Here is a 17966-nt window from a genome sequence, read left to right on the forward strand (position 1 = left end):
CATGCAACGCAAGCCCATTCTGGTCACCGGCGGCGCCGGCTACATCGGCAGCCACGTCGTGCTGCAGCTGGTGGAGGCCGGCGAGCAGGTGATTGTGCTCGACAACCTCAGCACCGGCTTTCGCGAGGCAGTTATCGGTGCCGAACTGGTGGTCGGCGAGGTCGGCGACCTCGAGGCGGTGGAGGCCCTGCTGCGCGCGCGCGGCATCGATACGGTCATGCACTTCGCGGCGCGCACCATCGTGCCGGAATCTGTCGCCGACCCGCTGCGCTATTACGCCAACAACACCGGCGCCACGCGCAACCTGTTGGAAGCCTGTCAGCGCAGCAGCGTGAGCCAGCTGGTGTTTTCGTCAACGGCTGCGGTCTACGGCATGCCCGCCAAGGGCATCGCGCGCGAGGACAGCCCCACGGCGCCGATCAACCCCTACGGCACCTCCAAGCTGATGAGCGAGTGGATGCTGCGCGATCTTTCGGCGGCCAGCCCGCTGCGCCACGTCGCGCTGCGTTATTTCAACGTCGCCGGCTGCGATCGGCAGACTCGGATCGGCCAGTCCACCGTCAAAGCGACGCTGCTGGTCAAGGTGGCCGCCGAGGCTGCGCTGGGTCTGCGCTCGCACGTCTCCGTGTTCGGCACTGACTATCCCACCGCCGACGGCACCGGCGTGCGCGACTACATCCATGTCGAGGACCTGGCCTCGGCCCATCTGGCCGCGCTGCGCTACCTGCGCGCGGGCGGCGAGTCGGCCACGCTCAACGCCGGCTACGGCCACGGCTACAGCGTGCGAGAGGTGCTGGCGGCGATGTCGAAGGCGGCGGGCCATGCGGTGCCGTTCGAGGATCACCCGCGCCGCGCTGGCGACCCACCCGAATTGGTGGCCGACTGCACGCAGATCGGCGCCCGCCTGGGCTGGTCCCCGCAGCTGGATGACCTCGATCTGATCTGCGCCAGCGCGTTGGCCTGGGAACGGACTCTGCTTGCGCGACGCGGCTAGTGCACGACGTGCAGTCTGGGCCTTGCTGCTGCTGAGCTTGGTTGGCGCAGTCAGCGCGCTGATTCCGCTGCCCTTCGATCCGCAGCTGCGCTGGCTGTTGAGTGCGGCGCACTTGCCGGCGTTCGGCCTGTGGGTGCTGCTGCTGTGTCGACTGCTGCTGTTGCGCGGCCACGTGTTCGGTCCTACGCTTTGGTGGGCGGGTGCCGCGGGCGTGGCGGTTGCGGTAGCCAGTGAAGGCGCGCAGCTGGCGGTGCCGGGCCGCTGCGCCGACCCTGTCGATGTGTTCATCAATGTGGCGGGCGTCGGGCTGGGTCTGGCAATTGCGGGATGGCGATATCAGCGGACGCGCTGAGCGGTTGCAGGCGCGGCACAATCATTGGTGTGATGCCGCAGGGCATCCCCCATCAGGAGTTTGATCATGTGTGGAATCGTCGGCGCCGTCGCCGAGCGCGACATCAAAGCCATTCTCATCGCCGGCCTGCATGCGCTGGAATACCGCGGCTACGACTCGGCCGGTCTGGCGGTGTTGCAGGACGGTCGGCTTGAGCGCCGCCGCGCCAAGGGCAAAGTGCGCGATCTGGAGCAGCTGCTGGAGGCCGAGCCGGTGTCGGCGCGCATCGGTATTGCGCACACGCGCTGGGCCACCCACGGCGTGCCCAGCACCCACAACGCGCATCCGCATGTGTCGCAGGATCGCGTGTCGGTGGTCCACAACGGCATCATCGAGAACCACGCCAGCCTGCGCGAGGACCTGACGGCGCAGGGCTTCGTGTTCACCTCCGAGACCGATACCGAGGTCATCGCCCATCTGGTCGAGTCGATGTTGGTGAAGGGGCAGGATCTGCTGCAGGCGGTGGTCTCCACGACAGCGCTTTTGCACGGAGCCTACGCGATCGCGGTGTTGTCGAAGGACGATCCAACGCGGTTGATTGGTGCACGCCGCGGCAGCCCGCTGGTGGTGGGAATCGGCATCGGCGAACACTTTCTGGGCTCGGACGTGCAGGCCTTGCTGCGCGTCACCAACCGGTTCATCTACCTCGCTGAAGGCGATATCGTCGAGATCCGCCGCGACAGCTATGGCGTGTATGACGCCCTGGGCGAGCCGGTGGACCGCGATGAACGCGTCACCGACCTGAGCGCGGATTCGGTCGAGCGCGGCGAGTACCGGCACTACATGCTGAAGGAGATCCACGAGCAGCCCGAGGCGGTCGCGCGCACGCTCGAGGGACGCATCAGCGGCGACCGTATCCTGCCGAACGTGTTTGGCGTCGATGCCGAGCAGCTGCTGGCAAAGGTGAAGCAGCTGCACATCGTTGCCTGCGGCACCAGCTACCACGCCGGTATGGTCGCGAAGTACTGGATCGAGGCACTGGCCGGTTTGTCCTGCTCGGTCGAAGTGGCCAGCGAGTACCGCTACCGCAAGACCGTGGTGCCCGAAGGCACCTTGTTCGTGGCGATTTCGCAGTCAGGTGAGACTGCTGACACCCTGGCTGCTTTGCGCAGCGGCAAAGACTCGCGTTACCTCGGTGCGCTAGCGGTTTGCAACGTGCCCGAGTCCTCGTTGGTCCGCGAGTCAGATCTGGTGCTGATGACGCGCGCGGGTCCCGAGATCGGTGTGGCCTCGACCAAGGCGTTCACCACCCAATTGGCGGCGATGGCCCTGTTCGCGCTCGAGCTGGCGCGACTCAATGGCATCGCCGATGCCAAGTACACCCGCTTGGTGAATCAGCTGTCGACCCTGCCGCGTCTCGTCGCCGAAGCGCTCAAACTCGAACCCGAGATTGCGCGCTTGGCCGAGCGCTTCGTCGACAAGCACCACGCCCTGTTCCTGGGCCGCGGGGCCAGTTACCCGATCGCGATCGAAGGCGCGCTGAAGCTCAAGGAGATCTCCTACATCCACGCGGAAGCCTATCCGGCCGGCGAACTCAAGCACGGCCCGTTGGCCTTGGTTGATGAGGACATGCCAGTGATCGCGGTGGCGCCCAACAACCAGCTGCTGGAGAAGCTGAAGTCCAACCTGGAGGAGGTGCGTGCGCGCGGCGGCGAGCTGTTCGTGATCGCCGACACCGACGTCGACGTGCCGCTTCCGCCCGAGCGCGGTGCGCTGATCCGGCTCGAATCAGGCGGCAACCTGATTGGTCCGGCGGTGTTCAATATTCCGCTGCAGCTGTTGGCCTATCACGTCGCCGTACTCAAGGGCACCGATGTCGATCAGCCGCGCAATCTGGCGAAGTCGGTGACGGTGGAGTAGTGCAATGACCACCGTGCTGAGCGTCAACCTCAACAAGATCGCGGTGCTGCGCAACTCGCGCGGCGGGGTTGAGCCTTCGATGCTGAAGGCGGCTGCGAAAGTCGTAGAGGCCGGTTGTGGCGGGATTACCCTGCATCCACGGCCCGACTGCCGCCACGTTCGGCCGCAGGATGTTCTCGACATAGCGGCCTGGCTGCCTGCTGGCGTTGAACTCAACCTGGAGGGCAATCCGTTTGCCGGTGCGCGCACGGGATACCCCGGCCTTCTTGAACTGGTGGAGCGGGTTCGGCCGCATCAGGTCACCTTGGTACCGGATGGCGATGGTCAGATCACCTCCGACCACGGCTTTGATCTGACCCGCGACTCCGCTCGGCTGGCACCGGTGGTGGAGCGAATCCGCGCGGCCGGCGCGCGCACCAGCGTGTTCGTCGATCCCGGCAGTGTTGGAGCTTCTGCGGCCGTGGCCGCCGGTATCTCGCGGATCGAGATCTACACCGGCCCCTATGCCGAGGCTTTCGCTGCTGGTGACTGCGAGTTTGCGATAGCGGAATGCGTTCGGACGGCGGGGGACGCTCTGGCGGCTGGCATGGCCGTCAACGCCGGGCATGACCTTAGCCAAAGCAACCTGGGCGCCTTCGTTGCTCGCGTGCCTTCGGTATCCGAGGTATCGATTGGGCACGCCCTGATTGGCGAGGCGCTGTACGAGGGTTTGCAGCGCACCGTACAGCGGTACCTGGCGATTCTGGCTGGGTCCCGTTGATCGGCAAACCGAGGCTGGCGGCGGATGCCGTCTGCCTCGGCGGGCGAGACCGTCAGCGCCCCAGCAATTCCAGCTTATCGAGCCCGACGTTCTGGGCCAGGCTCAGCACTTCGGCCACTGCCTGGTAGGGGGCCTCTGGGCTTGCATCGATGCTGAGGATCGGGGTGTCGCCCCGCCCGGCCTCAAGCGTCAACACACCACGTAAGGCCGCGCGGCTGAGTTCGCGGCCACCCATCCAGACCACCCCAGCGGCATCCATCCGCAGCTCCAGCTTGTTGGTGACTTCGGGGGACGGCTGCGGCGTGGCCTGCGGCAACGGCAGATCTAGCCGCTGCATCACCAGCGGCGCACTGATCATGAACAAGATCAACAGAACCAGCATCACGTCAACCAAGGGCGTGACATTGATGCCGGCGAACTCGCTGGAGTCGGAATCGGAAGCGAACATGGCCATGGTGCCAGCCCTCAAGATGTGGCCGTCCTTTGCCTGTGCAGGACCCAGCCCCCCGGCTGGTTGGCGGCTCAAGCCACCAGCGTTCAGGTTCGCCTGCACCGACCTGCAAAAGCAAAGGCCGCCCGGAGGCGGCCTTTGGCATTGGTTCAGCTGAATGCCCGGAATCAGAGCGTTTCGACGAAACCGATCTTCTTCATATCGGCGTTCTTGGCCGTAGCCAGAACTTCCGTCAGCACCTGATACTGGACTTCTTGGCTGGCCTCGATCTCCAGCGTGGGCTGGGGGTCGCGACTGGCTTCAACCCGCAACGAAGGCAGAAGGGCTGCCTTCGGCATGGGCGAATTGTCCCAGAACAGATTGCCGATGTCGTCGATCTTGAGTCGGATCGGCGTCGGGGGCTCTGGAAGATCCTCCGGCGGCTTGTTGGTCGGTTGCGGCAGATCGATTTGAATCTCGTGCGACATCATCGGTGCAGTGACCATAAAAATGATCAGCAGCACCAACATCACGTCCACCAAGGGGGTGACGTTGATGTCCGCCATCGCGCCACCACCACCACCGCCTGTACTGAATGCCATGGGATAACTCCTTGCGTTCCGGTTAGCGGTCCGGTGTGGTCACGAAGCCGACTTTCGCGATGCCGACGTCTTTAGCGGTCTTGACCACCTCGGACACCATGCGATAGCGGGTCGTGCTGTCTGCGCGGATATCAACCCGCGGCTGCGGCTTTTTCTGCGCTTCAACGGCGAGCTGGGATTCCAGCAGGGTCTTCTGGACCGGTTGATCGTTCCAGAAGATTTCGCCGTTTGCCTTGATCGCGATGGTGATCGGGGTGCCGGGGGTTTCAGGGGGGCTCATGTCGAGCGTGGCCTCTGGAAGCTTGACCTGCACCTTGTGAGCCATGAGGGGCGCCGTAATCATGAAAATGATCAGCAGCACCAGCATCACGTCCACCAGAGGCGTGACGTTGATGTCCGCCATTGGCGAACCACCTTCGCCACCTCCACCACTGCTGAATGCCATGGCCTGATCTCCTTAGATTGCGTTCGAGACCGAATCAGCGCTTGGCGGCAGCTTCGCCGACACGCGAGCCGGTGGCGAAGAAGTCGTGCAGATCGTGCGCGAAGGTGTCGAAGTTCGAGTTGGTGGTGCGGTTCATGCGGTTGAAGAAGTTGTAGGCCACCACCGCCGGAATTGCGACCAGCAGGCCGATCGCGGTCATGATCAGGGCTTCACCGACGGGGCCGGCAACTGCGTCGATCGAGGCAGAACCGGTCGCACCGATCTTGATCAGGGCGCCGTAAATGCCCCAAACGGTACCCAGCAGTCCAACGAACGGAGCCGCCGCGCCGGTGGTTGCCAGCCAAGTCATGCCGTTCTCGAGCTTCGAGCTCTCGCGGGTCACGGCCTGACGCAGGGCACGATCGATGAACTCCGAGCGGTTCAGGGTTTCAGCCAGTCGCGAGCCTTCGTTCTTCTGGTGATGGGCAGCGGCGGTGGCACAGTCCAGCGCGATCTTGGAGAACGGCTCGTTGGCGGGCTGGTCTTCCATGAAGCGGATTGCATCCTGCGCGTTCGGGGTTTCCCAGAAGGTGCGGACGACATGGCTGGCGCGAGCCTTGATGACCTGGTTCTTGATGGCCTTGATGACGGTGTAGTACCAAGAACCGATCGACATGATCACCAGGGTCAGCAAGACGAGCCAGGACATGGCGAACTCGCCCGGGTGCATCGTCATCTCTTCCCAGAGGTGGGCGAAGCCCATCTGCGACATGGCTGCGGCGTCGGAATCTCCGACCACGCCACCGGCCATCGAGCCGACGGGTGCGGGTGTTGCAGCCTGGGTGACTGCGGTGTTCACCGCGGCAGCGTCAGTTACCGGCGTGGAAGCATCTTGTTGCATGGCCCTTACCCTTCTAGTTAGGCGTCACTGAGAGAGAACTTGATCGGAACGAGCACCCAGTTTTGCACTGGCACACCTTCCTTCATGCCGGGATTGAACATCCACTGGCGGACCGCCTGGATGGCGGCCTGATCCAACAAGCGCGACCGGCTGGATTTCTCCACCTCGATCTGCACTGGCGCACCGTCGACACCGACCAGCACGCGCAACACAACCTCACCTTCCTCGCGGCGGCGCAGGGCCTGCGGCGGGTAGCGAGGCGGCCGGGCGCGTCGATACGTACTGTCTTCCGATGGCAGATAGCTTGGCGCACTGACCGGTGGCGCCGGCGGTGCAGGCGGTGGAGCTGGAATCGACATCGGGGTCGCTTCCTCCATCACCACCGGCGGTGGCGCCTCGGGCGGCGGCGGCGGCACAGGACGCTGGCGCTCGACGATCTTCGGTGGCGGACGCTTGGGCGGCTCGGGCGGCGGCGGCGGCGGTGGAGGCGGCGGCGGCGGCGGCTCGATGAAGGTAACCTCCACCCGCTCAGCTTCGGGCGGCCCCTGATCTGGCGGCGGCACCGGCACCATCATCAGCAGGAACGCACCGCCATGGACGGACATCGCCGCTGCGAGACCAATGATTCGGACCCAGCTCAGGGCGCGGGATTCGCTTTCCGGATTTTCGAACTTGTCTGTCATGCGCGGTATCGTATTCGGCGATCAATCTGCCCATGTCGGAGCCGCCCGAGAGGGCAAGCTGAACAACATGGGAACGGCGTAGCTTATACCAAGTCGGTGCTCAAGCCTAACGCTAAAGCGGTCAGCAAGCGTTAACGGCGCGTCGCCTGGCGCAGAAATGCTTCAGCAGAATCCTTGGTCTCGGGATACTTGGCGGCTTCTCGGTAGGCGTTGAGGCCACCCGCTTCGTTGTTTAGGCCGAATTCCGCTGCACCGAGGATCACGTAGGCATCCCCCGTGCGGCGAACGCCCTTTGAGATCGCTCTGTTTACGGCTGCCTTGACCTCGGTCCAGCGCTCCAGCTCGTACAACGCACGGGCCTGGTTGAGTGCCATCTCGCCGTCGGTCGAGAGTTCGTCTGCCTTGCCGTAGGCGTCTACCGCGGCTTCTGTGTTGTCGGAGAAGTAGTAGGCTTCGCCGATGGTCTTGTAGACGTCCAGCGAGGCGGTGATTGCGCCCGCGGTGAGCCCGCTGTTTAGCAATTCTGCGGCGCGCTGATCCTGTTCGGCAAACCGGTACATCTTGGCCAGCTCGATGTAGTCGCGATCGGTGTTGGTGACGCCGCGATCCAAACCGCTTTGCAGGATTTCGATCGACTTGTCGACCTTCTCAGCGTTTGCATAGATGGCCGCCAGGTTGCGCACCAAGCTGGCGTTGTCGGGCTCACGCTGAAGCAGGTCGGCGGCAACTACCGCAGCTTCGTCGGTTTGGCCGAGCTCGAAAAGGCTGGCCATCAGCATTTGTGAGATCGCGGACTCAGGCTTGTCGGACAGCGTCATGGCTTTGCGCAGGTCGGCAACCGCTTCTTCGTAGCGCTCGGCGCGATAGAACGCATTGCCGCGGATCGCAATGGCGGTGGTGGCATCGCTGCGCGTCTCCTCCAGGAAACGAGTCATCGTCGCGATGGCGCCGGCGTAGTCTTCTTCACCGAACTGCATCTGGCCGATGTTCTGCATGATCTGGTAGTGCTGGTTGTTGTTGAGCCCGCCCGCCTCCAACGCCGTTTGCAGGTAGGCGATCGCCGCTGGCATGTTGTCTCGCTCGAGTTCGATGAAACCTAGGATCTGGTTGATCAGCGAGATTTCGTAAGGGCCAACACCGCGTGCAGCAAGCAGCTCCTTCGCCGCGGCTTCGGTCTCCGCATCTTTGCCTTCTTCCTGCGAAAGGTCGTACATCTTCTGGAGCTGCCGCTGCAGTCGCTGCGCAGGGCGCACCGTCGGCTCTTCGCGCTGTGCGTTCGGGAACAACACCTCTTCGGCCGCTTGGCGACCTCGACGTTGGGCGTCAGCTGGCATTGCCACAAGCAGACACACCAGCAGCAGAAGGGTGGACCTCAACAGGGTGAATGCTGTGGGCATCGTCGTTTACCTGGGGAAGGGAGTGCGAACGGTGGATCCCGACGCGGCCGGCAAGCCTAACCGCAGTTAGAGCATTGACTCAAGGCTCAATGCGGCATTTGCGTCCTCGCCACACCTGTGATGCCTCAGCTTCCTGGGTTCCGGCGCGGGAGCAAGTAAAGGCGTGTCGTGCGGCGCACCGAGCGATCGGCATTGTGGAGTTTCGTGAACGCCGCCGGTAAGGATCGCGGACGATCGACAGATCGTTCGGCGGGAGCGTTCTAGACGGTAGGAAAGTTTGCGCGCGCGAACGCCGCCCGCTCAGCCGGGTCCGTGCTCAATTGACCCGCGTCCTTCAGCGCTTCGATACGTCGCAGGCGGTGCTCCAACCCGTTGCCGTTGGCGATCTGGATCGCCAAGCCGGGTCGCGCGTTGAGTTCAAGAATCATCGGCCCGTGGTTCTTATCGAGAACAAAATCCACGCCGATGTATCCGAGTTCCGACAGTTCGTAGCAGCGCGAAGCCATCTCAAGCAAATCCTGCCAGCGCGGGATGTTCAAGCCGACGATGGTGTGCTCGGTATCGGGGTGTTCCTTGACCGGCTCTGAGCCCCAGACGCCACGGCGCGTTACGCCTGTTGGGATATCGATGCCGACCCCGATCGCGCCCTGATGCAGATTGGCTTTGCCGTCCGACAGGCGGGTCGGAAGACGGATCATTGCCATCACTGGATAACCAAGAAAGACGATGATGCGGACGTCCGGAACGCCTTTGTAACTGACCTGATCAAAAATGGGGTCGAACTGTACGCAGTACTCAACGAGGAGATGATCAGGATGCCCGCCCAGCGAGAACAGGCCTGACAGCCCGTTCGACAGGTGGTGTTCGAACTCCTCGCGGTTCATCAGGTGGCCGTTGGAGCGGCGGTATTTGTCGCCTCGCCTGCCGTTGATCACAAGAATTCCATCGCCGCCTGAGCCATGGGCGGGTTTGACCACGAACTGGTCGTACGCGGCAATCTTCGCGTGCAGCTCTCGAATCTCGTGCTCCTCGCGGACCACCGCGTAAAGCTCGGGTACCGGCAAACCTGCATCAATCGCCAGCTGCTTGGTGATCAGTTTGTCGTCAACCCGCGGATAGAAGCGTCGCCGGTTGTAGGCCAGGATGAAGTCGGCGTTGCGCTGCCCGAGCCCGATCATGCCGATCTGGCGAAGGCGTTTGGCAACGGTGAACAGGTTGAGCATCGCAGCAGGCCTGTGGATCGGTGGATGTCAGCGGCCTTGCGGCCGGTCGTCGGTGTACAGCGACGTGCTCGGAGATCAGGGTTTGGCTTCTACCGAATCGGCGGGGCGGCTCGCTTCCTTGGTTTCAAGCTCACGAGCCAGTGCCCGGAAGCGGAACAGCTCGCTGAGGCGATAGCCCGAGTAGCGGCCGATGATCAAGGTGGCGGCGAGCAGGATCAACAAGGCCTCAGGAAACACGAACATGAAGTGCTCAAGCGGCGCAAAGCTCATCGCCAGGTAGGCGATGCAGGCGACGACCAGGGTTCCGACGCCTTCCTTCAGCGCGAATCCAGGGCCACGTTCTTCCCAGGCGATCGACATGCGTTCGATCGTCATGGCCATGATTACCATCGGGAACAGGGCGACCGACAGGCCGACCTCAAAACCCAACTGGTTGGCGATAATCGATACCGCAGCCATCAGCAGAACCACGATTATCAGTACTGAGGTCAGGCGTGGCACCAGCAGTAGTCGCAACCGTTCCATGTAGAACCGCACCAGCAGTCCAGAGCTCACTACCAAGGTGAACAGAATGACGCCAGCCAGCAGCTGGGTTTCACGGAACGCGATGGCGATCAGCACTGGCATGAAGGTTCCAAAGGTCTTGATGCCGATGATGTTGCGCAGAAGCAGCATCAGGAAGGCACCGATCGGTACCATCAGCAGAACCTTGTAGACCGACTGTGTCTGCAGCGGCAGGCTCAACAATGAATACCGGACGAGATCGTTGTTCTGAACCTCAAGCCGGCGCTCGGCGATGGCGATGGCGTCGGCGAGATTTCGACTCACTGAGAAGGTGACCTCGGCCCGGTTTGCGTCCTCGATCTGCAGGAGCGGCGATTTCGATGCACTCCACAGCAGGAGGTTGTCGGGCCATCCGTCGGTAGCCGTACGCAGATCGATGGTGATCCAGCGCGCTCCGTTGTGGACTTGCAGCCACGGTCGGATCTCGACCATTGACTGCGTCTCGCCCAGCTCGATCCCGCGAATCACCCGGGCCGGGATATTGCGCATGGCGAGCAGATTGGCGATGAACTGGGCGCGATCCTCGGGCGTCGTGTGGTTCTCGCCAAGCAGCGAGACTTCCTCGCTACCGCTGTCGAGGTTCATCCGTCGGACCAGTTCTTTCGCGTAGGTCGCAATGTCCGCCGACCCTTCGCGAACCTGATCCAGGAGCGACTGCGCGGCTGTTGCGTAGGGTTCTTCCAGTGTCGGTGGCGTGCCCACCTTGGGCGCCGCCTCTGCCACATCGCTCTGCTTGGTGCGGACGACCGTGGCACGGTAGTAGAGCGCCTGTCGTCCGCTGGCCCGACGGATCGACCACTGGACTTCGCGTCCATCGCGCCGCGGTTCGTCGAGTTTCGAGTAGTTGCGGGCTACATATCGCTCATCAAGCACAGTGAAGCCGGGCGTCTGCGAGGGCAGCTGCAGGATGACCGTATTGGCCGGTCGGCGCGGCAGATAGTCCACTCGCGCCTGCACCGTCCAGACCTCAACTTCGGTGGACGGCGACAGAGGAAAGTCTAGAACCTTCCATTTGTAGTAGATGGCAGCGCCACCCACCAGCGTTAGGAGCAGGGCGAGCAGGTGCAGGTGGGCTTTTTTCATGGGGGTCGGCCAGCTCGCTGGCAGTGTTACTTGGTTGGGCCGGTGTGGCGTTCAGGATCAGTATAGCCAGCGGACCGGGCCCCGCGCCGTCGAGAGGCCACTTTGCTGACCTCATCGCATCCGCGTCGGCGCTCGGGGTGCGTCGCATCCGCTGTTCCGAGCGCGGTTCTTGCGGCGCCCTGGACCGGGGCCCAGTGTGCCTGATGCCTGTCTGGGCGCCGCCGGTCGGTCCGCGTTTTCGCTGTCCGCTTCTGCAGCGATCGTGGCCTCGCTTGGGTGTTTCGCTGGCCGGTGTTTTGCTCAGACGTCGAGATTGGCGACCTTCAGCGCGTTGTTCTCGATGAAATCACGGCGCGGTTCGACCACATCGCCCATCAGGGTCGAGAAGATCTCATCCGCTGCCACCGCGTCCTCGATCCGCACCCGCAACAAGCGACGTGTCTCCGGGTTGACCGTGGTCTCCCACAGCTGCTCAGGATTCATTTCACCGAGGCCCTTGAAGCGTTGGATCGTGCGCCCACGCTTTGCTTCCTCGAACAGCCAGGCGTGGACATCCGCGAAGCGTTGCACCGGCAGGCTACGGCTGCCGCGGCTGATGGTGGCGCCGGCCTGGAGCAGATCCTGCATCTCTTTAGCGGCGTCGGTGACTGGTTTCAGTTCGCTGGATTCGAACATCGGAAGCGGCCAGAGCTGCTCAGTCGTCAAGCCATGATGCTGTCGCTCAACCCGCAAAGCGGCCGGCTGTTCATCGAAGCCCGGCTGCAGGCCGATGCGGTAGCGCGGCTTGCCTAATCCTGAACGAGCGATTTTCTGCTGCAGCGCAGCAATCCACATATCTGCCTGCGCGGGGTCCGCAAACACCGTCGCACTGGGTGGCGGTAGCTCCAGCAATGACTGCAGGATCGCAGCGTCATGTCGATGGCTGAGCCGACGGATGGCGTCCTCAGCGGCGCCGTACATCGTCAGCAAGCGCTCAAGGGCCGCCGAGCTGATGGCTGGCAAGCCCTCGCCGCAGATCAGCTCCGCGCCCTCCACTGCATGGCTGATCAGATAGGCATTGAGGGCCGCATCGTCCTTGAGGTAAAGCTCCTGCTTGCCCTGTTTCAGCTTGTACAGCGGCGGCAGCCCGATATAGATGTGTCCGCGCTCGATCAACACCGGCATCTGGCGGTAGAAGAAGGTGAGCAGCAGGGTGCGGATGTGAGATCCGTCGACATCGGCGTCGGTCATGATGATGACGCGGTGATAGCGCAGCTTGTCGGGGTTGAACTCTTCGCGGCCGATGCCGCATCCCAGAGCCGTGATCAACGTGCCGACCTCGGCCGAAGACAGCATCTTGTCAAACCGGGCCTTTTCGACATTCAGGATCTTGCCGCGTAGCGGCAGGATGGCTTGGGTGCGACGATTGCGACCCTGTTTGGCCGAGCCGCCTGCGGAGTCGCCCTCGACCAGGAACAGCTCGGACAGCGCGGGATCTTTTTCCTGGCAATCGGCAAGTTTGCCGGGCAGACCCGCGATATCAAGCGCGCCCTTGCGGCGGGTCAGATCTCGCGCCTTGCGTGCTGCTTCACGTGCGCGTGCGGCGTCGACCACCTTGGCGGCGATGGATCGCGCGTCTTGCGGGTGCTCCTGCAGGAATTCTTCGAAGCGCTTTGAAACGATGCTTTCGACCGCGGTCTTGACCTCGGAGGAAACCAGTTTTTCTTTGGTCTGCGAGGAGAAACTTGGGTCTGGAACCTTTACCGACAGCACTGCGACCATGCCTTCGCGCATGTCATCGCCGCTCATGCCTACCTTGGCCTGCTTCAGCAGCCCGGATTGCTCAATGTAGGCACCCAGGGTGCGCGTGAGAGCAGCGCGGAAGCCCGCCAGGTGGGTGCCGCCGTCCTTCTGCGGAATATTGTTGGTAAAGCAGAACATCGCTTCCTGGTAGGCATCGGTCCACTGGACCGCCACCTCGACCACGATCCCATTCTCTTCGCCGGACAGCGGAATCACCGCCGGATGCAGGGGGGTTTTCAGCTGCGCGAGATGCTCGACGAAACTGCGGATACCGCCCTCATAGCGGAACTGATCGCGCTTGTCGCTGCGCTCATCGGTCAGATCGATGCGTACGCCAGAGTTGAGGAACGACAGCTCACGCAGACGCTTGGCGAGAATGTCGTAGTGGAACTCGACATCCGAAAAGATTTCGGTGCTGGGCAGAAAGCGTACTTCCGTGCCGCGCTTACTGGAGGCAGCGACTTGCTTCAGGGGATACAGCGGCTCGCCGAGGCTGTACTCCTGTAGGTGCTCGAATCCATCGCGCCAGATCCGCAGGCTGAGGTGCTGCGACAGCGCGTTGACGACAGACACACCTACGCCATGCAGTCCGCCGGAAACCTTGTAGCTGTTGTCGTCGAACTTACCGCCGGCATGCAGCACCGTCATGATGACTTCTGCGGCCGACCGCTGTTCTTCGTGGTGAATGTCGACCGGGATGCCGCGACCGTTGTCGATAACGCTGACGCTGCCGTCTGCGTGAATCGTGACGACGACCGTATCGCAATGCCCGGCCAGCGCCTCGTCGATGGCGTTGTCGACAACCTCGAACACCATGTGGTGGAGGCCCGTGCCGTCATGGACGTCGCCGATGTACATGCCGGGCCGCTTGCGTACCGCTTCAAGGCCACGCAGCACGGTGATTCGACTGGAGTCGTACTCTTTGGAGATCTGGTCGCTCATGAATGCCCTGGTCTACGCCGCAAGAAGCACCGGCCACACGGCCGGCGGAGGCAAGGGCGGGATTATAGCAGGGGGGTGATCAAACCCTGTTCCACGTGGAACAGACGCCATAGGGCGCGCTCTGGCTGCGGTGGCGGATGCACTGCGGTCACAAACACTTGGCCCTCATGAACCTTGAGCCAGCGCATCACCGCGTCGGCGTGCTCGGCATCGAGTTCCGAGAAGACGTCGTCGAACAACAGAACGGGTGCGAAGCCGCGGCGACCCTGGTAGCACCTTGCCAGCGCGAGAATCAATGCCAACGCAATGAGCTTGGTCTGACCTCGCGAACAGCGGTCTCGGGCGTCCGTTCCTTCGAACCGCAGGCTGATATCAGCGCGATGGGGGCCAACACTGGTAAAACCTTGATCGACATCGCGCGTTCGGCTGGCCGATAGTGCGTCTGCGAAACCTTCGTGCGTCTGACCCCAGCCAGGCCTCAAGCACAGCTCGACGCCCTTCAAACACGGCGACAGCCACGCCAACACCTCATGCACCGCTGCGAACCAGAGCGCGGAGAACCGCCGTCGAGCCTGGGTGATTTCCGCGGACGCTGCGAGCAATTGAGGTTCCCACACATCAACGACGTCGAGATTTCGCATCCTCAAAGCTTGGTTGCGTTGGGACAACACCCGTTGATACACGCGCCAAGCCTCGAGAGGTATCTGTTCCACGTGAAACACGCCCCAATCCAAAAGCCGACGCCTGCGCTCAGACACGCCGGTCACCAACTGCTGCGACCCTGGCTCAAAACACAGAATCGGCGCGAGGGACACGAGCTCAGACAACCGAGCTAAGCGCGCTCCGTCAATACGCACCACCCACTCACCACGGCGTTGGCGAAGAAGCCCAGCTCGTAGCTCCCCCCGCTCAGCTATATCAAGCGACGCAGAAAGCCATAGCGACTGGTCGCCAACACGAACCACAGGGTCAAGCGTGGAGCTACGAAAGGAGCGGCCGTGCCCGAACAGATACAGCGCTTCCAGCACCGATGTCTTGCCAGCGCCGTTGGCGCCCGCGAACCAATTCAACCCCGCTGCAGGAAAGAACTCAGCCTCGGCAAACGACCTGAGTCCGCCGAGACTGATCTGTGCGAAACGCATGCCGGGGTCAGAGCCGCATCGGCATCACGACGTGACGATTACGCGCATGGCTCGGCTCACGCACCAAAGCACTCGAACCGGAATCGCGGAACAGCAGCAAGGCCTGGGGTTCGCTCAACGCAGCCAACGCATCAAGCAGATAACTCGCGTTAAACCCGATCGAAAGCCCTGAAATCTCAGTCTCGGCCTCAACCTCCTCCACCGCCTCCTCCTGCTCGGGGTTGTGCGCGATCACCCGCATGACGCCGCTGTCGATCTCAAGCCGGATACCCCGGTACTTCTCATTCGACAGAATCACCGCTCGCTGCAAAGCGGCACGCAGAACGTCTCGCTCCACCCGAGCCTCCTTGTCAGCCCCCAAGGGAATGACGGCTTCGTAATCGGGGAAACGACCATCGATCAGCTTGGTGCTGAACGAGACATCATCCCGACGGAACCGCAGATGGCTGCGACCGAGCTCAAGCTCGATCTCGCGATCCGCCGACTCCAGCAGCCGCAACAACTCCAGGATGCCCTTGCGCGGAACGATAATCTGCCGCTTGACCTGCGGGCCCGCAGCAAGATCGGTCTCGCTCATCGCCAGCCGATGACCGTCCGTAGCCACACAACGCAGCGTGTTGCCTTCAGCATCCAAGAGCAGGCCGTTCAAATAAAAACGCACATCCTGCTGCGCCATGGCGAAGGCCGTCGCATCGAACGCCTTCTTCAACGCTCCCTCACTCAGCCGCAGGCGCTCGACCACCTCTGCTTCTTCCGAGCTCGGATACTCGTCTGCACTCAAACCAGCAAGCGTGTAACGACTGCGTCCAGCATTCACCGCGATCCGATCGCCTGTCACATTGACGCTGACCATCACGCCATCCGGAAGCGCTCTGACAATCTCGAAGAACTTGCGCGCCGGGACCGTGATTGCACCGGGCTCGCCATCCGCACAACCAACCCGCGCCACCATTTCGACTTCAAGATCGGTAGCCGTGAGCGACAGCACGCCCTGCTCCAAGCTGACCAACAGGTTTGAAAGCACAGGCATTGTCTGCCGCTTCTCAACCACGCTGACCACCTGCTGCAGCGGCTTGAGCAACACTTCCCGAGTCAGACTAAAACGCATACCTCAACCCTCATGTTTTTTAAGCTTTAAGAAGACTGTGATGATGATGGTGTCGCGGATTTCTCCGGATAAGCCATGCAACCCCATGAATCACAATCGTTTTTCGAGACTTCAAAGCCTGTGCGCTGTGAGCTTCTGGGCTGTGGACCAAATGTGGATAACTGCGGGGCCAAAAACAGTGCCCCACTTCATACCGGGCTTATCCACAGCTTACCAAGATGCTCCCGCGCCCCGCTTGCGGACGCTATTCGGTCAGGCGGCGGATCAGTTTCTCCCAATCCTCGCGTGACTTCGGGTCGTCTCCGGTCAGGCCCCGAACCACCTTGCAGGCATGCATCACCGTTGTATGGTCGCGACCTCCGAATGCATCACCGATCTCCGGCAAACTGTGCTCGGTGAGCTCCTTGGCCAAGGCCATTGCCATCTGACGCGGACGCGCCAGTGAACGCGTGCGACGCTTGGACAGCAGATCCGACACGCGCAGCTGGTAGTAGTCGGCCACCGTCTTCTGGATATTGGTCAGCGAGATCACAGCCTGCTGCGCGCGCAGCAGATCGCGCAGGGCCTCCTGTGCGAACTCCTCGGTGATCGCACGGCCCATGAAGTTGGCGCGCGCGGCCAGAGTGTTCAGTGCGCCCTCGAGGTCGCGCACATTCGAGCGCATCCGCCGCGCAATCAGAAAAGCGACGTTCTCCGGCAGCGCCACCGACTTCTGCGCAGCCTTCGCCAGCAGGATGGCTGCGCGCGTCTCGAAATCAGGCGGCTCGATCGCCACCGACAAGCCCCAGCCCAGGCGCGACTTCAGCCGCGGCTCCAGGTTGTCGACTTCCTTCGGGTAGCGGTCGCAGGTGAGGATAATCTGCTGCTTGAGCTCGAACAGCGCATTGAAGGTGTGGAAGAACTCCTCCTGGGTGCGGTCCTTGCCGGCGAAAAACTGGATATCGTCGATCAGCAGCGCATGTACCGAGTGAAACTGCCGCTTGAACTGCTCCATCGCCTTGTCGGCCAGCGCCTTGACCATCGCTGCAAAAAACTGCTCCGAACGCAGGTAAAGCACGCGCATGCCGGGGTTCTGCGCCAACATATAGTTGCCGGCGGCGTGCATCAGATGGGTCTTGCCCAGGCCGGTGCCGCCGTACAGCAACAGCGGGTTGTAGGCGCGGCCGGGTTCCTTGGCGACCTGCATTGCCGCAGCGCGGCCCAACTGGTTGGAGCTGCCTTCGATGAAGTTGTCGAAGGTGTAGAGCGGATCGATGTTGCTGTTGATCGGTTTGCCGGAGGGCCCGCTCGCCTTCATCCGCTGGCTGGGGCTGCCGCTCGCAGCCGGCTTGACTTCGGCGATGGCGAGGTCACGCGCGCTGCGCGGGGTGCCCAGCTCAACCGCGACCCTCAGGTTGGCATCCTCGGCGTAATGCCGCAGCAGCTCGCTGATGCGCGGCAGGTACTCATCGCGTACGGTCTCGACCACGAAGGAGTTCGGAGCAAACAGCGCAATCCCGCCTTCTTGAGGCAAGGCGTGCAGCGGTTTGATCCACGTGTAGAAGCTCTCCGCCGGCAGTTCGGCTTCAAGGCGTTCGAGGCAACGCAACCAAGGCGACATGCAGCTCCCGCAAATGTAGGGAAGCCATCGCGTCATCGATCGACCCTGAAAGGGCAACGAGCGTTGCGGTGGCTTCGGGC

The 17966-nt window shown here is 62.6% G+C and carries 16 protein-coding genes; 4 read left to right on the forward strand and 12 right to left on the reverse strand.

The features are described from left to right. Position 1 precedes the first annotated feature (1 nt). From galE to ACIQ7H_RS09700, 4 genes are all read left to right on the forward strand, one after another. Entirely contained in the window at positions 2 to 994 is a 993-nt protein-coding gene (galE, locus tag ACIQ7H_RS09685; protein ID WP_395790830.1) for a UDP-glucose 4-epimerase GalE, read from the forward strand. Between the two features lie 22 nt (positions 995 to 1016). Beyond that, the gene (locus ACIQ7H_RS09690; RefSeq protein ID WP_395790832.1) at positions 1017 to 1346 is read left to right on the forward strand and encodes a VanZ family protein; all 330 of its coding nucleotides are present in this window, start codon (positions 1017 to 1019) and stop codon (positions 1344 to 1346) included. 66 nt (positions 1347 to 1412) lie between these two features. Further along, positions 1413 to 3245 carry a glutamine--fructose-6-phosphate transaminase (isomerizing) gene (glmS, locus tag ACIQ7H_RS09695; RefSeq protein WP_395790834.1) on the forward strand — a complete coding sequence of 611 codons (1833 nt, stop codon included), beginning with the start codon at positions 1413 to 1415 and terminating at the stop codon, positions 3243 to 3245. Positions 3246 to 3249: 4 nt separating this feature from the next. Next, positions 3250 to 4005, forward strand: a complete 756-nt coding sequence (locus ACIQ7H_RS09700; protein ID WP_395790836.1) for a pyridoxine 5'-phosphate synthase — start codon at positions 3250 to 3252, stop codon at positions 4003 to 4005. A 52-nt stretch (positions 4006 to 4057) separates the two neighbouring features. Here ACIQ7H_RS09700 and ACIQ7H_RS09705 read toward each other — a convergent pair whose 3' ends face one another. The 12 genes from ACIQ7H_RS09705 to dnaA form a co-directional block, all read right to left on the reverse strand. Next, positions 4058 to 4453: an ExbD/TolR family protein gene (locus ACIQ7H_RS09705; protein ID WP_395790838.1), complete on the reverse strand. Its 396-nt coding sequence runs from the start codon at positions 4451 to 4453 to the stop codon at positions 4058 to 4060. A gap of 170 nt (positions 4454 to 4623) precedes the next feature. Then, the gene (locus ACIQ7H_RS09710; RefSeq protein ID WP_395790840.1) at positions 4624 to 5037 is read right to left on the reverse strand and encodes an ExbD/TolR family protein; all 414 of its coding nucleotides are present in this window, start codon (positions 5035 to 5037) and stop codon (positions 4624 to 4626) included. Positions 5038 to 5059: 22 nt separating this feature from the next. Then, the gene (locus tag ACIQ7H_RS09715; RefSeq protein ID WP_395790842.1) at positions 5060 to 5482 is read right to left on the reverse strand and encodes an ExbD/TolR family protein; all 423 of its coding nucleotides are present in this window, start codon (positions 5480 to 5482) and stop codon (positions 5060 to 5062) included. Between the two features lie 34 nt (positions 5483 to 5516). Beyond that, complete coding sequence (locus tag ACIQ7H_RS09720) at positions 5517 to 6272, reverse strand: MotA/TolQ/ExbB proton channel family protein (protein ID WP_395790886.1); 756 nt, start codon at positions 6270 to 6272, stop codon at positions 5517 to 5519. A 107-nt stretch (positions 6273 to 6379) separates the two neighbouring features. Then, positions 6380 to 7045, reverse strand: coding sequence for an energy transducer TonB (locus ACIQ7H_RS09725; protein WP_395790844.1), 666 nt, complete (start codon positions 7043 to 7045; stop codon positions 6380 to 6382). A 131-nt stretch (positions 7046 to 7176) separates the two neighbouring features. After that, a complete protein-coding gene (locus ACIQ7H_RS09730; protein ID WP_395790846.1) occupies positions 7177 to 8442 on the reverse strand; it encodes a tetratricopeptide repeat protein in 1266 nt (421 codons plus the stop codon). Positions 8443 to 8702: 260 nt separating this feature from the next. Next, a complete protein-coding gene (locus ACIQ7H_RS09735) occupies positions 8703 to 9665 on the reverse strand; it encodes an alpha-L-glutamate ligase-like protein (protein ID WP_395790848.1) in 963 nt (320 codons plus the stop codon). A gap of 75 nt (positions 9666 to 9740) precedes the next feature. Further along, entirely contained in the window at positions 9741 to 11312 is a 1572-nt protein-coding gene (locus tag ACIQ7H_RS09740) for an inactive transglutaminase family protein (protein WP_395790850.1), read from the reverse strand. A gap of 300 nt (positions 11313 to 11612) precedes the next feature. Continuing rightward, entirely contained in the window at positions 11613 to 14036 is a 2424-nt protein-coding gene (gene gyrB, locus ACIQ7H_RS09745; protein ID WP_395790852.1) for a DNA topoisomerase (ATP-hydrolyzing) subunit B, read from the reverse strand. A 62-nt stretch (positions 14037 to 14098) separates the two neighbouring features. After that, positions 14099 to 15178 (reverse strand): DNA replication/repair protein RecF, encoded by a 1080-nt coding sequence (gene recF, locus ACIQ7H_RS09750; RefSeq protein ID WP_395790854.1) that lies wholly within the window; start codon positions 15176 to 15178, stop codon positions 14099 to 14101. 7 nt (positions 15179 to 15185) lie between these two features. Further along, positions 15186 to 16286 carry a DNA polymerase III subunit beta gene (gene dnaN / locus ACIQ7H_RS09755; RefSeq protein WP_395790856.1) on the reverse strand — a complete coding sequence of 367 codons (1101 nt, stop codon included), beginning with the start codon at positions 16284 to 16286 and terminating at the stop codon, positions 15186 to 15188. Between the two features lie 244 nt (positions 16287 to 16530). After that, the gene (gene dnaA / locus ACIQ7H_RS09760; protein WP_395790858.1) at positions 16531 to 17886 is read right to left on the reverse strand and encodes a chromosomal replication initiator protein DnaA; all 1356 of its coding nucleotides are present in this window, start codon (positions 17884 to 17886) and stop codon (positions 16531 to 16533) included. Positions 17887 to 17966 lie beyond the last annotated feature (80 nt).

This window comes from Aquimonas sp. (assembly GCF_044377145.1).
Taxonomy (GTDB): Bacteria; Pseudomonadota; Gammaproteobacteria; order Xanthomonadales; family Xanthomonadaceae; genus Aquimonas.